Raw genomic sequence first — 15,517 nt, 5'->3', positions numbered from 1 at the left:
GCCGCGGCCGGGGACGCTAGGCCGGCTCGGGGCCCTGGCCCTCGCGGAACCTGCGCCAGTCGGCGGGGCGCTTCTCCTGGAAGGAGGCGATCCCCTCCGCCGGCTCCGGGCCGTACACGTGGTTGAGGGCCACCAGCTCCAGGCCGTGCTGGATGCCGGAGGCGAGCTGGTCGGTGGCCGCGTTCAGCGCGATCTTGGCCAGGCGCAGGCCCTGCGGCGAGCGGCGCAGGATCCCTTCGCACCAGCGGTCGACCTCGGCGTCGAGCTCCTCGTCGGGCACCACCGCGTTGACCAGGCCCATGGCGAGGGCCTCCTCGGCCGAGTACTGGCGGGTGAGGAAGAGGATCTCGCGCGCCTTCTTCTCGCCCACCAGCGCGGGCATCAGCTGGCAGCCCCACCACAGCGGCGCCGAGCCGATCTTCGGGCCGGCCTGGCCGAAGCGGGCCGACTCGCCGGCGATCGTCAGGTCGCACATCACGTTGAGCTCGTTGCCGCCGCCGATGCAGTAGCCGCGCACCCGGGCGATGATCGGCTTGCCGTTGTTGCGGATGGCCAGCGCCAGCCGGTCGTGGAGGTGGTGCAGGCCGCGCTTCTCGGCCATCGTGGCGGTCGGCTCGCGCACGTCGCCGCCCACGCAGAAGGCCCGCTCGCCGGCGCCGGTGAACACGATCACGCCGACCGCCTCGTCGTCGGCCGCCGCCTCGAAGGCCTCGCACAGCTCGCGGATCGTCTGGACCCGGAAGGCGTTGAGCCGGTCGGGCCGGTCGATGGTGATCGTGGCGCGGCCGCCGCCCACCTCGTAGCGGATGTCCTCGAAGCGCTCGGGCACGGTGCTCCCCTCCTCTGGCACGTGGCGGCCGGGTCGGTTGACCCGGCGTCTCGCGGCTCGTAGCGTACGGCCGTAAGCAGAGCGTACAGGCGTACGCAGACACCGCTCCCCGGACCCCGAAAGGCACCGATGACCACCTCGGCAACCCCGCCCCCGGACCCGCGCGCGATCGTCGAGGGCGCGCCGGCCGGTCTCGACGACGCGCTCGCCTACCCCTTCTTCCAGTCGGTCTTCGACCGCAAGAGCCGCCGCATGGGCCTCGGCATGACCATGCCCGGCACGCTCGGCTACGAGAGCCCGTACGAGGCCGTGCCGCTCTCGGAGCTCGAGGAGGCGCTGCTGCTCGTGGCCGGCACCGGCCTGACCGGCCTCAACCTCGGCGACATCGACCCCTCCATGGGCGCCGACGCCCTCGTGCAGTGGACCGCCCGCACCTGGCCGTCCTCGTGCTCCAACCACGGCACGGAGCTGTTCTTCACCAACGACGAGGGGCTCTTCTTCCTCGACATGTGGCGCCTGCTGCCCGAGCCGGGCGAGATCAGCACCCTCTCCGGCAAGCCCCGCGACGCTCAGGTCGAGTGGATCCTCGATGCCGTGCGCCGCTCGAAGGTGAAGCTGCAGGACGGGCGCGCCGAGCTGCCGACCGGGCTGCCGGGCCTGTTCGTGTTCAACCACTGGAACGCGAACATGCCGGGCTCCACGCTCTTCCTGCCGGTCTCGAACATGACGCTCGAGTACATCAACCTGCTGTTCATCTACTTCTCGCCCGAGTACCGCTTCGTGCTCGTGGACGAGACGAACGGCTACGAGCCCTGCGGCCTGCAGCGCTGGATCGACTCGGGCCGCCTCGACGCCCAGCGCCAGATGGGGATCGTCGAGATCGAGCAGCGGGTGCTCTCGATGCAGGTCGTCGAGCAGGCCTTCATCTGCCAGAACATGAACCTCGCCATGCAGGCGATGGGCCTCGGCGGCTGGACCTACACCGGCTACATCGCCCGCTTCGCCCTGGGCGGCATGGACGTGCCGGGCCTCGGCTTCACCTTCGCCGACGCCAAGCGCGGGCCGAGCGTCCCGGTGGGCCGCGACGGCGTGTTCGAGGCCTTCGTGCCGCCGTACCACGCCGACATGGACGCCGCGGTCGACGCCTTCCTCGAGGCGAAGTGGAGCAACTACGAGCCGGACGTGCCGAAGGCCTACCTCGAGCCGGACAAGGTCACCTCGCAGATCCGCCGGCCCGACGACGAGACGGTGCAGATCGTCAAGGACTACTGCCGGTACGTCCACGAGACCTACGGCCGCTTCCCGGCCTACCTCGACCCGATGTACCAGCGGCTGACCTGCCAGGCGCAGCACGCCGACCTCGACTTCTACGACCGCTACTACCCGCCGGGCTCCTACACCCCCCAGCACCGGCACCACTTCGACCGCTGGCACCCGGACCTCGCCGACGACGAGGGCCGGCCGCCGCGGCGGGGGTAGCCGGGCGCGCGTGGCGACGGACCCCTCGGCCACCGGGCGGCCCCGGGAGCCCCTCGAGCGGAGGAGGATCCTGGAGGCCGCCCTGCGGCTCATCGACGAGCACGGCATGGCCGAGCTGTCGATGCGCCGCCTGGGCGCCGAGCTCGGCGTGCAGGCGATGTCGCTCTACCGGCACGTCGAGAACAAGCAGGCGGTGGTCGAGGGCGTCCGCGAGCTGATCTACGAGGAGCTGGCGGCGCTGCGGCCCACGGGGCCGCCGCCCGCGCGCTGGGAGGACGCCCTCGTGGCGCTCGCCCGCGACTTCCGGCGCACCTTCCAGCGCCACCCCCACGCGCTGGGCCTGTTCGCCACCGACCTCGACCGCGCGTACGCGGCCTGCGCGCGCATCCTCGAGCCGCCGCTGCGGGCCCTCGCCGACGCCGGCTTCGACCCGGACGCCGCGGCGGCCGCGCTGCGGGTGGTGGTGCGCTACGTGCTCGCCTCGGAGCTGCTGTCCGCGACCGTCACGAGCCTGTCGCCGCCGCTGGCGCCGGCCGAGGTCGACGCGGTGGCGGCGGAGCACCCGCTGGTGGGCCACCTCGTGCGCCACGTGCGCGCGCGCGAGCCGGAGGGCATGGTCGAGCCCGGGCTCGACCTGATCATCGCCGGGCTGCGCGTCTCCGGCCTGACCGGGCCGCCGGGCGGGTAGCCGGTCGCCGGCGGCCGATGTTCGGGTCGCCTCATAATCCGTGTTCGCGTACCCTTGCGTCGTGCGCCCCGGTCGTGCAGTGTCCCGGCCACGGGACGGGGCGCCATCGGCAGGGCGCCCCGCACCCCGTCGGTGGCCGGGCCGCCCTCGCCCGGGCCGCCCCCCGGACCCGGGCGCCAGGAGCCCCTGGCGCCCGGGTCCGCCCTCGGGGTCACCCCGCCCCGGCGGCCCGCATGATCTGCGACAGGTCGGAGAGCATCCGACCGGCCAGCGAGTTGGTGAGGGCCACGAACGCGGGCAGCAGGATGGCGCTGCCGGCGAGGGCCACCACGATCTTCAGCGGCAGCCCCACGATGAAGATGTTCATCTGGGGCACGGCGCGCGAGATGACGCCGAGCGTGACGTCGGTGATGAGCAGCGCGCCCAGGATCGGCGCGCCGATCTGCACGACCACGAGGAAGATGTCGTCGGCGCGCTCCAGCACGCCGGAGATCACCGCGCTCAGGTCCGGGTCGGCGAGCGGGTGCGCCAGCGTGAACGAGCGCACGACCCCGGCCACGAGCAGCTGGTGGCCGCCCATCGCGAGGAAGCAGGTGATCGCGATGAGGTTGTACCAGCGCCCCAGCACCGACACGCTCACGTTGGAGGTCGGGTCGAGCGTCTGCGAGACGGCGAAGCCCGCCGACATGTCGATGAACGAGCCCGCCGTCTGGACGGCGGCGAACAGGAACTGGGCCACCAGGCCGAAGGCGACGCCGATGATCGCCTCCTTCACGGCGAGCACCGACAGCCCGATGACGCTGTCCGGCACCTGGCCGCCCTGGCTCGCGGCGATCGGCAGCGAGATCCAGCTGATCAGCACCACGAGGCCGGCCTTCACCCGCACGGGGATGCTGCGCGAGCCGAAGACCGGCGCGACGGCCATCATCGCCGACAGCCGCGTCGCGATGAGCATGAACAGCGCCGCCTGGGGCGCGAGGTCGGCGAGGAGCCGGTCCACGGCCAGCCGGGGGCCCGGCCGCTACTCGGGCCCGATGAGCGGGATGCCCGCCCACAGGTCGATCGTGAAGCCGAGCAGCGAGTTCATCATCCAGGGGCCGGCCACGACGATCACCACCACGACCGCCAGGATCTTGGGGATGAAGGTGAGCGTGGGCTCCTGCAGCTGGGTGACGGCCTGGAAGACCGACACCAGCAGGCCCACCACGAGGCTGGCGCCCAGGATCGGCAGCGCGATCTGCAGGGTGACCCACATCGCCTGGCCACCGATCTCCATGATCTGGCTCTGGTCCACGGCCGCCTACCCGAACCCTCGGACGAGCGACTCGGCCACCAGGTGCCAGCCGTCCACAAGCACGAACAGCAGGACCTTGAACGGCAGGGCGATGATCGTCGGCGGCAGCATCACCATGCCCATGCTCATCACCGTCGAGGCGATGACCATGTCGATGATGAGGAACGGGATCAGGATGAGGAACCCGATCTCGAAGGCCGTCTTCAGCTCGGAGAGCACGAACGCCGGGATGAGCACGTGGGTCGGGACGTCGGCGCGCGTGCGGGGGCGCTCCTCGTCGGCGAGGTCGGTGAACAGCGCGAGGTCCTGCTGATCGACCTCCTTGAACATGAAGTCCCTGATGGGGGCCTCGGCGCGCTTCAGCGCCTCGCCCTCGTCGATCCGCTTCTCGAGCAGCGGCTGCAGCGCCTGGTCGTTGATCGCCGTGAAGGTCGGCGCCATCACGAACAGGCTCAGGAACAGGGCGATGCCCACGAGCACCTGGTTGGGCGGCATCGACGGCGTGCCGAGGGCGTTCCGCACGAAGCCCAGCACGATGATGATCCGCGTGAAGCTGGTCATCATGATCAGGATCGACGGCGCCAGGCTGAGCACCGTGAGCAGGGCCACCAGCTGCAGCGAGGTCGAGACCTCGCCGTCCTCGCTGTCGAGGTTGAGGTTGATGCCGGGGGCGGCCGAGGCGATGGCCGGCCACAGCACGCAGCCGATCGCCATGACGATCGGCGCGAGCAGGAAGCCGCGCCGCAGCCACCTGCGCCGGCGCGTCCTCGCGGGCGGCGGCAGGGCGGCCACGATGCGCTCGCGCAGCGTGGGCAGCGGCGGCGCCACGCGGGCCTCGGCGGGGATGGTGCCGCCGGCCACTAGCGGCGGGTCGTCATCGCGCGGAGGCGCTCGACGAGCGAGCCGATGCCGGCGGTGGCCACCGCGCGCGCCCGGTCGTCGGCGCCGGGGCCGCCCGGGCCGCCGGGGGGCGCGCCGAAGCGCGGCGCGGGCGGCGCCAGATCGACCAGCGCGGCCGCCTGCTCGCGGTCGAGGGTCGTGATCGGGGTGATGCCGCCGTCGGCCGAGCCGATCAGGAGCAGGTCGTCGCCCACCCGGATGAGGTGCAGCGAGCGGTTGGGGCCGAGCGGCGTGGTGGTGACGATCTCGACCAGCCCGGAGCCGCGCTCCTCGAGCGCCGGGAACCGCGAGCGCTGGACCCGCTTCATCACGTACCAGACGGCCGTGATCAGGCCCACCACGATGACCAGGCCGATCAGCAGGCGCAGCAGGGTGCCCGCGCCGCCCGCGTCGATGGAGGTGGGCCGGGACGAGCCCTCGGGGATGAGCTGCGACTCGGGGTCCGCGGCCGTGCGGGTCGTCGCCGGGGCGCGTGCCCCCGCGTCGGCGCCGGCCGCCGGCGCCGTGGCGGCGCGGGCGGCCGTCGTGGACGCGCGCTCCGGGGCGGAGCCCTGCGCGAGCGCGGACGGGACCGCGAACGCCAGGGCGGCCAGCAGGGCGACGAGCGCGAGGGCGCGCGCCGCGGCCGCGAGGGGCGGGCGGTGGAGGCGCATCCGGCGCCGTGGGGTGGAGGGCGATCCGTGCCTGGCCGGGGTGAGGGTGACCATGGCGTGTGCTGTGCGCCGGCGTGCGGCGCCGAGCGGCTGCGGCGCTAGGCGAGCGCCTTCTGGATGGCTTCGAGCACCCGGTCGGGCTGGAAGGGCTTCACGATGAAGTCCCGCGCGCCGGCCTGGATCGACTCGATCACCATCGACTGCTGGCCCATCGCCGAGCACATGACCACCCGGGCGGCGGGGTCGTCGCCGCGGATCGCCCGCAGGGCGGCGATGCCGTCCATCTCGGGCATCGTGATGTCCATCGTGGTCAGGTCGGGCTTGAGCTCGCGGTACCTGGCGACCGCGTCCTGGCCGTTCTCGGCCTCGCCGACGATCTCGTAGCCGGCCTCGCTGAGGATGTTCTTGATCATCATCCGCATGAAGGCGGCGTCGTCTGCGATCAACACGCTGGGCATTCGGTGGACCCCCGTCGTCGTCCGGGCTGGTGCGGGTATCGGAGGGGCGCGGCGGGACTTGAGCGCCCCGGGCCGCGCCCCGCCGGGGGGCCTACTCGGCCTCGGCGGCCAGGCCGCGCAGGCGCTTGGCCTGGCTGGCGACGTCGGTGATGCGGACGCCGAACTCCTCGTCGATCACCACGACCTCGCCGCGCGCGATGCCCTTGCCGTTGACGAGCACGTCGACCGGCTCGCCGGCGAGCTTGTCCAGCTCGATGATCGAGCCGGGCACCAGCTCCAGCACGTTGCGGATGCGCAGCTGGGTGCGGCCCAGCTCGACGGTCACCTGCAGCGGCACGTCGAGCAGCAGGCTGATGTCGCTGCCGCCCGGCGCGGCCGGGGCCTCGTCGAGCGACGGGAAGGTGACCGGCTGGGCCACCGGCACCGGCACGGCGCGCAGGTGGCGGTCGTCCTCGGCGGGCGACGGCGCGCCCGCGGCGGCCGGCGCGGGCGGCGGCGGCTGTGGGACGGCGGCGACCGGCTCGGGCGCGGGCGCGGGGGGCGGCTCGGGCGCGGCGACGGGCTCGGGCGCGGGCGCGGGCGCGGCGCCGGTGAGGCCGCCGACCAGCGCGCGGGCGAAGCCCAGCGGCATCAGCTGCATGAGGGTCGTCTCGAGCAGGTCCTCGACCGTGAGCTGGAAGGACGTCCGCACGACCGGCTGCTCGAGCCCGATGTCGTAGACGCCGCCCTCCTCGCCGAGCACCGTCACCGACGGCGCCGAGATGTCCACCCGGCGGCCGGCCATCTCGGCCATCGCCGTGGCGGCGCTGCCCATCATCTGGTTCATCGCCTCGCTGATCGCGGAGACGTGGAGGTCGTCCAGCGACTCGGAGGCGACGCCCTGGCCGCCCATCATCACGTCGGCGACCACCGAGGCGTCCCGCGTGCTGAGGACGAAGGCGTTGCGGCCGTCGAGGCCCTCGGTGTACTCGATCACCACGACGAGCGCCGGCTCGTCGAAGTGGCTCCGCATCTCGTCCTGGCCGATCATCTCGACGCGCGGCGTCGTGATCTGGACCGCGCGACCGAGCAGCTTGCTCAGCGTGGTGGCGGCGCTCGACATGCAGATGTTGCCGACCTCACCGACCGTGTCGCGCTCCATGTCGTCGAGCGGCTCGGCCGAGCCGTCGTCGGCCGGGACGATCGGCGCCGGCTCCGCGGCCGGGCCGGCCGGCTCGTGCGCGGCGGCGGCCTGCAGGGCGTCGGCCCCGCCGGCCATGAGGGCGTCGATCTCCTCCTGGGAGAGGCTCCCACCGCTCATACCGACATCCTTTCGAGGTCCTCGATCCGTCCGGTGATCTGCACGGCCGCCCTGCGGCCCCGCGTGCCCGGTTGTGCGAAGAAGGCGTCCCGCTGGCCGATCCGGACGCGCGCGTCGGCGCCGGGCGGGATGGAGAGGGGGATCACGTCCCCCGGCTGCAGGGCGAGCAGGTCGCCCACGTTCAGCTCGGCCCGGCCCAGCTCGACGGTCAGCGGCACGCGCACCGAGTCGAGCTGCGAGGCGATGCCGTCGCGCAGCTCGGGCGCCGAGCCCGTCTGGTTCGAGAAGTAGTTCTGGGCGGTGAAGCGGTCCATGACCGGCTCGAGCACGAGGTACGGCACGCAGAGCGAGATGGAGCCGGTCGCCGCACCGATCCGCAGCTCGAACGTGATCAGCATCACCATCTCGGCCGGCGTGACGATCTGCGCGAACTGCGGGTTCATCTCGGTCGCCACCCGGCGGAAGCGGGTGGGCACGACGCTCGACCACGCCTCCGAGAACGCGCCGAGGAGCACCTCGGTGACGTTCCCCATCAGGGCGTGCTCGATCTCGGTCAGCTCGCGCGCCTTCGGGCGCTGCAGGCCCGGCCCGCCCGTCAGGCGGTCGATGATCGAGAAGACGATCGGCAGGTTGACGTCGATGACCGCGTTGCCGTCCAGCGGCTCCATCGTCGCGATGGTCAGCAGGCTCGGCGCCGGGATCGAGTTGACGAACTCGCCGTAGCTGACCTGGTCGGCGCTGACGACGTCGATCTCGACCAGCGCCCGCAGCACGCCCGAAAGCTGGGTCTGGGCCGTGCGGCAGAAGGTCTCGTGGAGCAGCTCGATGGTGCGGAGCTGGTCCTTCGAGAACTTGTTGGGCCGCATGAAGTCGAACGGCCGCACCTGCGGCTCGCCGACCGACTCCTGGATCGCCTCGGCGTCCAGGTCGCCGCTCGACATGGCGGAGAGCAGGGCGTCGATCTCGCTCTGGGAGAGGACCTCGGACACGCCCCCACTATCGGCGGGACCCCCGGATAGTTGAGCGTCCGCCCCCACCGGACGGGGGTCCTCGCGGAGTGCTCCGGCCCGCTACCCTGCACCTTTCGCCCCACCCCCCGGAGACGGCGTGCCGGCGCAGCGGTCGATCGACATGGAGGAGCACTACAGCTCGCTGCTGGGCGACGACCCGGCCGAGATCGCCGCCGTCCGCAGGGCCGTGCGCGACATCGCCGTGCGCGGCGGCTTCGACGACCGCGCGAGCGACCTCGTCCTCGCCCTCGACGAGGTGATCGCGAACGCGCAGGAGCACGGCCGCCCGCCCATCGAGGTGACGGCCTGGGTCGACGGGCGGCTCGTGGTCGAGGTGGCCGACGTCGGCGAGGGCTTCGACCGCGCCCGCGTCTGGCGCACGCACCCCCCCGAGCCCTACGGAACCCGCGGGCGCGGGCTCTGGATCGCCCGTCAGCTCACCGACCTCGTGACGATCACGACCGGCCAGCGCGGCACGACCGTCCGCATCGAGCTCTCCCCCGACCCCCACATCGGCGCCTAGGCCGTCGCCCGGGCGACCCCGCCCGGGCCCCGGGGGGTCGCTCGCCCGAGGCGCTGCGGTGCCGGACACGGTGGATCGTCCTCGCGAACCTCGGAGAAACTCGGTGCCGCCCCCGGCGGTCCTTGATACCAGCGCGCTTCGTCGGTGTTTCGTAATGGATATGCCGCAGCCGGGGCGGGGTGCACGGATCGCGCGGCGCGTGGGCGCCCGTACACCCTCCGCCGGCGTCGGCCGGAGATGGAGGCGACGGCTGTGCTGTCCCGTAGCGCGAACCGCCCACGCGGACGCGACCGACGCGCCGGCCCTGGTCGGAGCGGTCCCGGCGCCCATCCGCCATGGCCCCGGCGTGACGGCCTGATCCAGCGTGCCGGGCCGGCCTGACAGCTCACCCGGGCGGGGCCGCGTCCGCACCCTGGCCCGCCGGTTCTGGAAGCAGGCAGTCGCCCTCGGGGTCGTCGCGGCCGTCGTCGGCTACGTCGTCCCGGTCGCCCTCGACGAGGGCTCCGAGCGCATCGCCGGCGCCCTCGACCGGGACGCGCCCATCGCGGCCCAGGTGCTGCAACCGGGCGAGTACCAGACCGGGACCTTCTTCACGCCGATGTACATCGTGGGCGACGTGCCGCCGGAGGCGGCCCCGGCGGACCTCCTCGCCGACGGGCGGGATGACGAGTACTACGCCTGGGCGCGCGAGCACGACGCCGTGGTCGGGCAGGAGCAGACGTTCCGGCTCGTGTTGCGGGGCCGGGACGAGCGACCGGTCATCGTCAACGGCATCACCGCGACGGTCGTCGAGCGGCTCGCCCCTGCCGCGGGATGGTTCACCCACCGGCGAGGCTGCGGCGCGGTGGAGGTGAGGGAGGCCCGGATCGACCTCGACCGGGACCCGCCCGGGATCGCGTTCAGCGACAACATCGCCGAGCCGCCGACGACCCCGCGTCTGGACTTCACGAAGCGGGTCACCCCCGACGACGTCGAGGTCGTCGACGTCGTCGCCACCACGCGCAGCCCCACCCTGGTGCGGTGGCGCCTCGAGGTGCTCTACAGCGCCGCGGACGGCACCGGCAGCGTCGTCGTCGACGACCGGGGAGAGCCCTTCGAGGTCTCCGGACTGGCGCGAGGCAGGGCCGAGTTCTACCGGCTCTCCGACGGTGTCCTCGTCCGCGAGCCGGGCTCGGATCCCGGTGAGGACGGGCTCGTCTTCTGCTGAGCCCAGGGCCCGCGGGCGGCACCCTCGGCGGGATCCCCCGGGGCGGCCCGGATGGGCGGCGGGGCGTCGCGCGCCTGCGCGGCCGGACGTCCTCCGGGTGGGGGGCGGCCGCCGCAAGTGAGCGGACGCCATCAGCCCAAATGAGCAACCGGCGTTCGCCCAGGTGAGCGAGCGGTCCCGGCCCGATCGAGGCAGCGCCCCCGGCTCCGTGGGGAGGCGTCCTCGACGCAGTTATTGAACCGTTATTCAATAACTGCGTGGCGCGTCCCCGGACCATCGACGACGAGCGGCTGGTGGCCGCCGCCGTGGCGGCGATCTCGCGTCGTGGCCCGGGGTTCACGGTGGCCGAGGTGGCGGCCGGGGCCGGGGTCGCGGCGGGCACCCTGATCGCGCGGTTCGGGTCGCGGCGGGGGATGCTCGAGGCGGTCTGGCGAACCGCGTCGGCGGGGTCGGTGCGGCGGATGCGCGAGGCGGCGGACGCCGCCGGCCCCGGCGCGGGGGCGGTGCTCGCGGCGATGCTGGCGGGCGCGGAGGCGATCGACGACCCCGACGTGGCGGCGAACCACCTCGCCCAGCTCGGCGCCGACCTCGCCGACCCGGTCCTGCGCGGGCTCGTGCGCGACGACCTGGCCGCCCGGCGCGACGTCCTGGCCGGGCTCGTCGCCGCGGCGCCGGACCTGCCGCGCGCCCCGTCGCCCGCGGCGGCGGCCGACCTGCTGCTCGCGGTGGTCAACGGCGCCCAGCTCGCCTGGTCGCTCGAGCCGCGCGGCGCGCTCGCCGCGCGGCTGCGCCGCGACCTGGGCGAGCTGCTCGGCGCGTGGGGCGCGCCGTGAGCCGGCCGCTCGCCGGGCGGGTGGCGCTGGTCGCGGGGGCGACCCGCGGCGCGGGCCGGGGCATCGCCGTGGAGCTCGGCGGCGCGGGCGCGACCGTGTGGGTCACGGGCCGCAGCACGCGGGCAGGCCGCTCGGAGATGGGCCGCGCCGAGACGATCGAGGAGACCGCCGGGCTGGTGGAGGCGGCGGGCGGCCGCGCGGTCGCGGTGCGCTGCGACCACACCGACCCGGCCGACGTCGCGGCGCTGCGCGGGCGCCTGGAGCGCGAGGCGGGCGGGCGGCTGGACGTGCTCGTCAACGACGTGTGGGGCGGCGACCGCCTGGTGCGCTGGGACGCGCCCTTCTGGGAGCACGACCTCGCCGACGGGCTGCGCGCGCTGCGCAACGGGGTGGAGAGCCACCTGATCACCTCGCACGCGCTGGCGCCGCTCATGGCGGCGCGGGGCGCGGGGCTGATCGTCGAGGTGACCGACGGCGTGCGCGACGACTACCGCGGCTCGCTGTTCTACGACCTCGTGAAGGCGTCGGTCATCCGGCTGGCGGTGGCCCAGGCCGCCGAGCTCGGCCCGCACGGCGTGACGGCCGTGGCGGTCACGCCCGGGTTCCTGCGCTCCGAGGCGATGCTCGACCACTTCGGGGTCACGGAGGAGCGCTGGCGCGAGGGCGTCGCCCGCGACCCCCATTTCGCGATCTCGGAGACGCCCCGCTACGTCGGGCGGGCGGTCGCCGCGCTCGCGGCCGACCCGCGGGTGGCGCGCTGGGCCGGCCGCGCCCTGTCGCCGTGGGGTCTCGCAGCCGAGTACGGCCTGCGCGACCTCGACGGCTCGCGCCCCGACTGGGGGCGCTGGTTCGACGAGGTCGTCGCGGTCGGGGCCGACCCCAGGGACGCCGATCCGGCCGCGTACCGCTGAGCACGGCCTACTGGACGGCGAACTCCGTGTAGTAGACGTCCAGGATCTTCAGGTCGGTCTGCTTGTTGACCCGGGCGACGATCTGGCGCTTGACCGCGGTGCGGCCGGCGGCGTTGCCGAGCTGGCCGCTGGTCTTGGCCTGCAGCGTGCTGATGACGATGTCGCGCAGCTCGGCGTCGCCCTCCACCTGGGCGGGCTTCTCGCCCTTGGCCGGGACGATCTCGCCCTCGGACAGCTTCGAGAACCGCATGGCCAGGCCCACCTTGGCGTAGTGCGGCGTGCCGTCGCGGTCGGCGAGGTTCACGACGAACGGGTCGGCCATCGTGTAGACGGCGCCCGGCTCCTTGGCCAGCGCGGCCTCGTCGGGGGCGGCCGGGGCCAGCACGGTCATCTTCGCTCCGATCGCCAGCACGAGCAGCAGCACGGGGACGGCGATGATCAGCTTCTTCTTCACGACTGGCTCCTGCGGGGTCGGGTGGGGCTAGCCGCCGACGGCGGCGGCGGGTGACTGGCCGGGCGCGCCCTGGAGGCGCAGCACGAGGATCTCGACGCGGCGGTTGGCGGCGCGGCCCGCGGCCGTGCCGTTGTCGCCGACCGGGCGGGTGTCGCCGTAGCCGCCCAGGATCAGGCGCGGCTCCGGGATGCCCGAGGACTGGAACGCCTGGACGACGGCCGCTGCGCGCACGCCCGACAGCGCCCAGTTCGACGGGAACTGCGAGCTGCTGATGGGGGTGCTGTCGGTGTGGCCCTCCACCCGGACCGGGTTCGGCAGGGCCCTCATCGAGGCGGCGATCGGCGTGATGATCGCGACGCCGGCGGGCTTCAGCAGCGCCTGGCCGGGGTCGAACAGCACGCCGTCGGTCTCGATGCGCACGGCGAGGCCGCGCTCGTTGACCGAGGTGCTGACCTTGCCGCCGAGGCCGGCGTCGGCCAGCTTGGCGTTGATCGCCTTCTCGGCGGCCTCGAGCTGCTTCGTCTCGAGCATCTGCTCGGGCGACGCGTCGGCCAGGCTGATGCCGCCGGCGCTCGGCACCTCGGGGGCGATCTGGGACATGAGCGTGTCCACGACCGGCGTGACCGTGCCGTCCGACGACACCAGCACGCTCTCGCCGCCCGAGGTCACGCCGGCGTTGAACGCGTCCTGCAGGCTCTGCTTGAGCAGGTCGAACTTGCCGGTGTTCACGACCGAGATCGAGAAGAGCACCATGAACAGGACGAACATGAGCGTGAGCACGTCGGCGTAGGTGACGAGCCAGCGCTCGTCGGGGTGCTCGTCGTGCCGCTGCTTGCGCCGGGCCATCGGTCAGGCGGCCTGGGCCACGGGCTCGCCGTCGCCCGCGCCGGCGGCGGACGCCGCCCCGGCGGGCTCGCCGTCGCCGTCGAGCTCGCGGGCCTCGGGCGGCAGGAAGCTCCACAGCTTCTCGGCCAGGATGCGGGGGTTGTCGCCGCTCTGGATCGAGAGCACGCCCTCGATCATCAGCAGGCGCTCGGCCGACTCCTGCGTGGTCATCTTCTCGAGCGCGTTGGCGATCGGCAGGTAGACGACGTTCGCCACCGCGACGCCGTAGAAGGTGGCGAGGAAGGCGGCCGAGATGGCCGGGCCGAGCGTGTCCGGCTCGTCGAGGTGCTGGAGCACGCCGACCAGCGACAGCACGGTGGCCATGATCCCGATCGTCGGGGCGAAGGCGCCGCCCTGCTTGAACATCTTCTGGTTCTTGTGGTGGCGCTCCTCCATCGCGTCGAGCTCGGTCTCGAGGATGTCCTTGACCAGCTCGGGGTCGGTGCCGTCCACCACCAGGCGCACGCCCTTGCGCAGGAAGGGGTCGTCGACCCGCTTGGCGTCCTCCTCCAGGACCAGCAGGCCCTCGCGGCGCGCCTTCTCGCTGAAGCCGACGAGCGTGCGGATGACCTCGGGGCGGGTGTCGGCCCGCTCCTTCAGCGACAGGATCGTCAGCTTGATCATCCCGATCGTCTCCTTCATGCCGAAGGAGGCGATCAGGACGCAGGTGGTGCCGCCGATGACCATCATCGCGGCGGGCGGGCTGATGATGCCGCCGATGGACCCGCCCTTCATCAGCATCCCGACGATGATGAAGACCCAGGCCCCGACGAGGCCGATCAGTGGCGACATGCGAAGAGCCTCCGGCCCGTGGTCAGGCGCTCAGCGGGACGGACGGGGCGAGCAGTGCGCCGGACATCACCCGGCGGCGGTACTCGACGACCGCCCGGACCACCTCGTCGACCGTCTCGGAGACGAGCACGCGGCGGCGGTCCATCATCAGGATGTGCGTGTCGGGCATTGCCTCGACGGTGAGGATGAGCTCCGCGTTGAGCGTCATCTCCTCGCCGTTCAGGCGGTGAAGGGTGATCACGTCGATCCTCCGGTGCGATGGCGGCCCGGCCGCGGGGGGCCGGTGTGCCTCCCCCGCTATCGGTCGCCGGGCGCCGCGGTTGAGCCGCCGGGCCGCCGCTCGGCGGCCCGGCGGCCCCTCGGCTAGCGCTTCAGGTTGACGAGCTCGTTGAGCATCTCGTCGGACGTGGTGATCGCCCGGCTGTTCGCCTGGAAGCCGCGCTGGGCGATGATCATGTTGGTGAACTCGAGCGCCAGGTCGACGTTGCTCATCTCGAGGGCGCCCGGCACCACCACGCCGTGACCGGCGGCGCCGCCCGGCGCGCCGAGCACCGCGGGGCCGGAGTTGTTGGTGGCCTGCCACAGGTTGTCGCCGGTGCGCTCCAGGCCGGCGGCGTTCGCGAACTTCGCCAGGCTGAGCGTGCCGATCGTGGTGGCGATGCCGGCCGTGTCGATGGCGGTGACCACGCCCGAGGCGTCCACGTTGATGGCCGCGGTGGTGGCCGGGTCGACCTGCAGGCGGCCGACGTTGCCCGTGGCGTCCACGACGCCGATCACGTACTGGCCGCTGCTGGTGACGAGGTGGCCGGCGTTGTCGAACGAGAAGTTGCCGGCGCGGGTGTACTGCTCGCCGCCCGCGGTCAGGTCGTTGCCGCCGACCCCGCCGAAGGTCGCGCCCGGGGCCGCGACGCGGAAGAAGCCGTCGCCCGAGATCATCATGTCGGTGACGACGCCGGTGGACTGGGTGTTGCCCTGGGTCATCAGGTTGTCGACCGAGTTGAGCGACATGCCCAGGCCGATCTGGCGCGGGTTGGTGCCGCCGAGGGTGGCGGTCGGCGCGCCGGCGCCGGACAGGTTCTGGTAGAGCGAGTCCTTGAACGTGGTGCGCTGCGACTTGTACGCGTGCGTGTTCACGTTCGAGATGTTCGAGGCGATGGTGTCCATCATCGTCTGGTGGTTCCGGAGGCCGGAGACCGCGGCGAACATGGAGCGCATCATCTGACTGGGTTCCTCTCTGTGTGTGAGTGACCCGGACCCCCTCGACAGAGGTCCAGCCCGGGCCGGGGGGCTCGCGCGGGGCG

The 15,517-nt window shown here is 73.2% G+C and carries 19 protein-coding genes; 6 read left to right on the top strand and 13 right to left on the bottom strand.

Annotated elements, in window-relative coordinates:
- Nucleotides 1-16 precede the first annotated feature (16 nt).
- Nucleotides 17-829 carry an enoyl-CoA hydratase-related protein gene (locus tag ITJ85_RS04735; RefSeq protein WP_217915207.1) on the bottom strand — a complete coding sequence of 271 codons (813 nt, stop codon included), beginning with the start codon at nt 827-829 and terminating at the stop codon, nt 17-19.
- A 129-nt stretch (nt 830-958) separates the two neighbouring features.
- On the opposite strand from ITJ85_RS04735, the gene ITJ85_RS04730 reads away from it, so the two are divergent.
- Entirely contained in the window at nt 959-2,308 is a 1,350-nt protein-coding gene (locus tag ITJ85_RS04730) for a hypothetical protein (protein WP_217915206.1), read from the top strand.
- Nucleotides 2,309-2,318: 10 nt separating this feature from the next.
- Complete coding sequence (locus ITJ85_RS04725) at nt 2,319-2,996, top strand: TetR/AcrR family transcriptional regulator (RefSeq protein ID WP_217915205.1); 678 nt, start codon at nt 2,319-2,321, stop codon at nt 2,994-2,996.
- Nucleotides 2,997-3,207: 211 nt separating this feature from the next.
- Here ITJ85_RS04725 and fliR read toward each other — a convergent pair whose 3' ends face one another.
- The 7 genes from fliR to fliM form a co-directional block, all read right to left on the bottom strand.
- Complete coding sequence (gene fliR / locus ITJ85_RS04720) at nt 3,208-3,996, bottom strand: flagellar biosynthetic protein FliR (RefSeq protein WP_217915204.1); 789 nt, start codon at nt 3,994-3,996, stop codon at nt 3,208-3,210.
- Nucleotides 3,997-4,017: 21 nt separating this feature from the next.
- Nucleotides 4,018-4,290: a flagellar biosynthesis protein FliQ gene (gene fliQ, locus ITJ85_RS04715; RefSeq protein ID WP_246496320.1), complete on the bottom strand. Its 273-nt coding sequence runs from the start codon at nt 4,288-4,290 to the stop codon at nt 4,018-4,020.
- Nucleotides 4,291-4,296: 6 nt separating this feature from the next.
- Nucleotides 4,297-5,151, bottom strand: a complete 855-nt coding sequence (fliP, locus tag ITJ85_RS04710; RefSeq protein ID WP_217915203.1) for a flagellar type III secretion system pore protein FliP — start codon at nt 5,149-5,151, stop codon at nt 4,297-4,299.
- Nucleotides 5,151-5,843, bottom strand: coding sequence for a flagellar biosynthetic protein FliO (gene fliO, locus ITJ85_RS04705; RefSeq protein ID WP_217915202.1), 693 nt, complete (start codon nt 5,841-5,843; stop codon nt 5,151-5,153). The genes fliP and fliO overlap by 1 nt, the downstream gene beginning before the upstream one ends.
- A gap of 98 nt (nt 5,844-5,941) precedes the next feature.
- On the bottom strand, nt 5,942-6,301 hold the full coding sequence (locus tag ITJ85_RS04700) for a response regulator (RefSeq protein ID WP_217915201.1): 360 nt from the start codon (nt 6,299-6,301) through the stop codon (nt 5,942-5,944).
- Nucleotides 6,302-6,392: 91 nt separating this feature from the next.
- Nucleotides 6,393-7,601: a flagellar motor switch phosphatase FliY gene (gene fliY / locus ITJ85_RS04695; RefSeq protein ID WP_217915200.1), complete on the bottom strand. Its 1,209-nt coding sequence runs from the start codon at nt 7,599-7,601 to the stop codon at nt 6,393-6,395.
- A complete protein-coding gene (gene fliM, locus ITJ85_RS04690; protein ID WP_217915199.1) occupies nt 7,598-8,590 on the bottom strand; it encodes a flagellar motor switch protein FliM in 993 nt (330 codons plus the stop codon). Before fliM ends, fliY begins: the two co-directional genes overlap by 4 nt.
- Before the next feature lie 118 nt (nt 8,591-8,708).
- On the opposite strand from fliM, the gene ITJ85_RS04685 reads away from it, so the two are divergent.
- From ITJ85_RS04685 to ITJ85_RS04670, 4 genes are all read left to right on the top strand, one after another.
- The gene (locus ITJ85_RS04685; protein WP_217915198.1) at nt 8,709-9,134 is read left to right on the top strand and encodes an ATP-binding protein; all 426 of its coding nucleotides are present in this window, start codon (nt 8,709-8,711) and stop codon (nt 9,132-9,134) included.
- 364 nt (nt 9,135-9,498) lie between these two features.
- Entirely contained in the window at nt 9,499-10,341 is an 843-nt protein-coding gene (locus tag ITJ85_RS04680) for a hypothetical protein (RefSeq protein ID WP_217915197.1), read from the top strand.
- A 257-nt stretch (nt 10,342-10,598) separates the two neighbouring features.
- A complete protein-coding gene (locus tag ITJ85_RS04675; protein WP_217915196.1) occupies nt 10,599-11,174 on the top strand; it encodes a TetR family transcriptional regulator in 576 nt (191 codons plus the stop codon).
- Nucleotides 11,171-12,085, top strand: a complete 915-nt coding sequence (locus ITJ85_RS04670; RefSeq protein WP_217915195.1) for an SDR family oxidoreductase — start codon at nt 11,171-11,173, stop codon at nt 12,083-12,085. The genes ITJ85_RS04675 and ITJ85_RS04670 overlap by 4 nt, the downstream gene beginning before the upstream one ends.
- 7 nt (nt 12,086-12,092) lie before the next feature.
- On the opposite strand, the gene ITJ85_RS04665 is transcribed toward ITJ85_RS04670, so the two are convergent.
- From ITJ85_RS04665 to ITJ85_RS04645, 5 genes are all read right to left on the bottom strand, one after another.
- Nucleotides 12,093-12,539, bottom strand: coding sequence for a flagellar basal body-associated FliL family protein (locus ITJ85_RS04665; RefSeq protein WP_217915194.1), 447 nt, complete (start codon nt 12,537-12,539; stop codon nt 12,093-12,095).
- A gap of 27 nt (nt 12,540-12,566) precedes the next feature.
- A complete protein-coding gene (locus ITJ85_RS04660; protein ID WP_217915193.1) occupies nt 12,567-13,385 on the bottom strand; it encodes a flagellar motor protein MotB in 819 nt (272 codons plus the stop codon).
- 3 nt (nt 13,386-13,388) lie between these two features.
- Nucleotides 13,389-14,216 (bottom strand): motility protein A, encoded by an 828-nt coding sequence (locus tag ITJ85_RS04655; protein WP_217915192.1) that lies wholly within the window; start codon nt 14,214-14,216, stop codon nt 13,389-13,391.
- A 22-nt stretch (nt 14,217-14,238) separates the two neighbouring features.
- On the bottom strand, nt 14,239-14,457 hold the full coding sequence (locus tag ITJ85_RS04650; protein ID WP_217915191.1) for a flagellar FlbD family protein: 219 nt from the start codon (nt 14,455-14,457) through the stop codon (nt 14,239-14,241).
- A gap of 122 nt (nt 14,458-14,579) precedes the next feature.
- Nucleotides 14,580-15,380 (bottom strand): flagellar hook-basal body complex protein, encoded by an 801-nt coding sequence (locus ITJ85_RS04645; RefSeq protein WP_246496366.1) that lies wholly within the window; start codon nt 15,378-15,380, stop codon nt 14,580-14,582.
- Between the last annotated feature and the right edge of the window lie 137 nt (nt 15,381-15,517).

Source organism: Miltoncostaea marina (genome assembly GCF_018141525.1).
Taxonomy (GTDB): domain Bacteria; phylum Actinomycetota; class Thermoleophilia; order Miltoncostaeales; family Miltoncostaeaceae; genus Miltoncostaea; species Miltoncostaea marina.
This window is presented reverse-complemented; position numbering and strand designations above follow the sequence as displayed.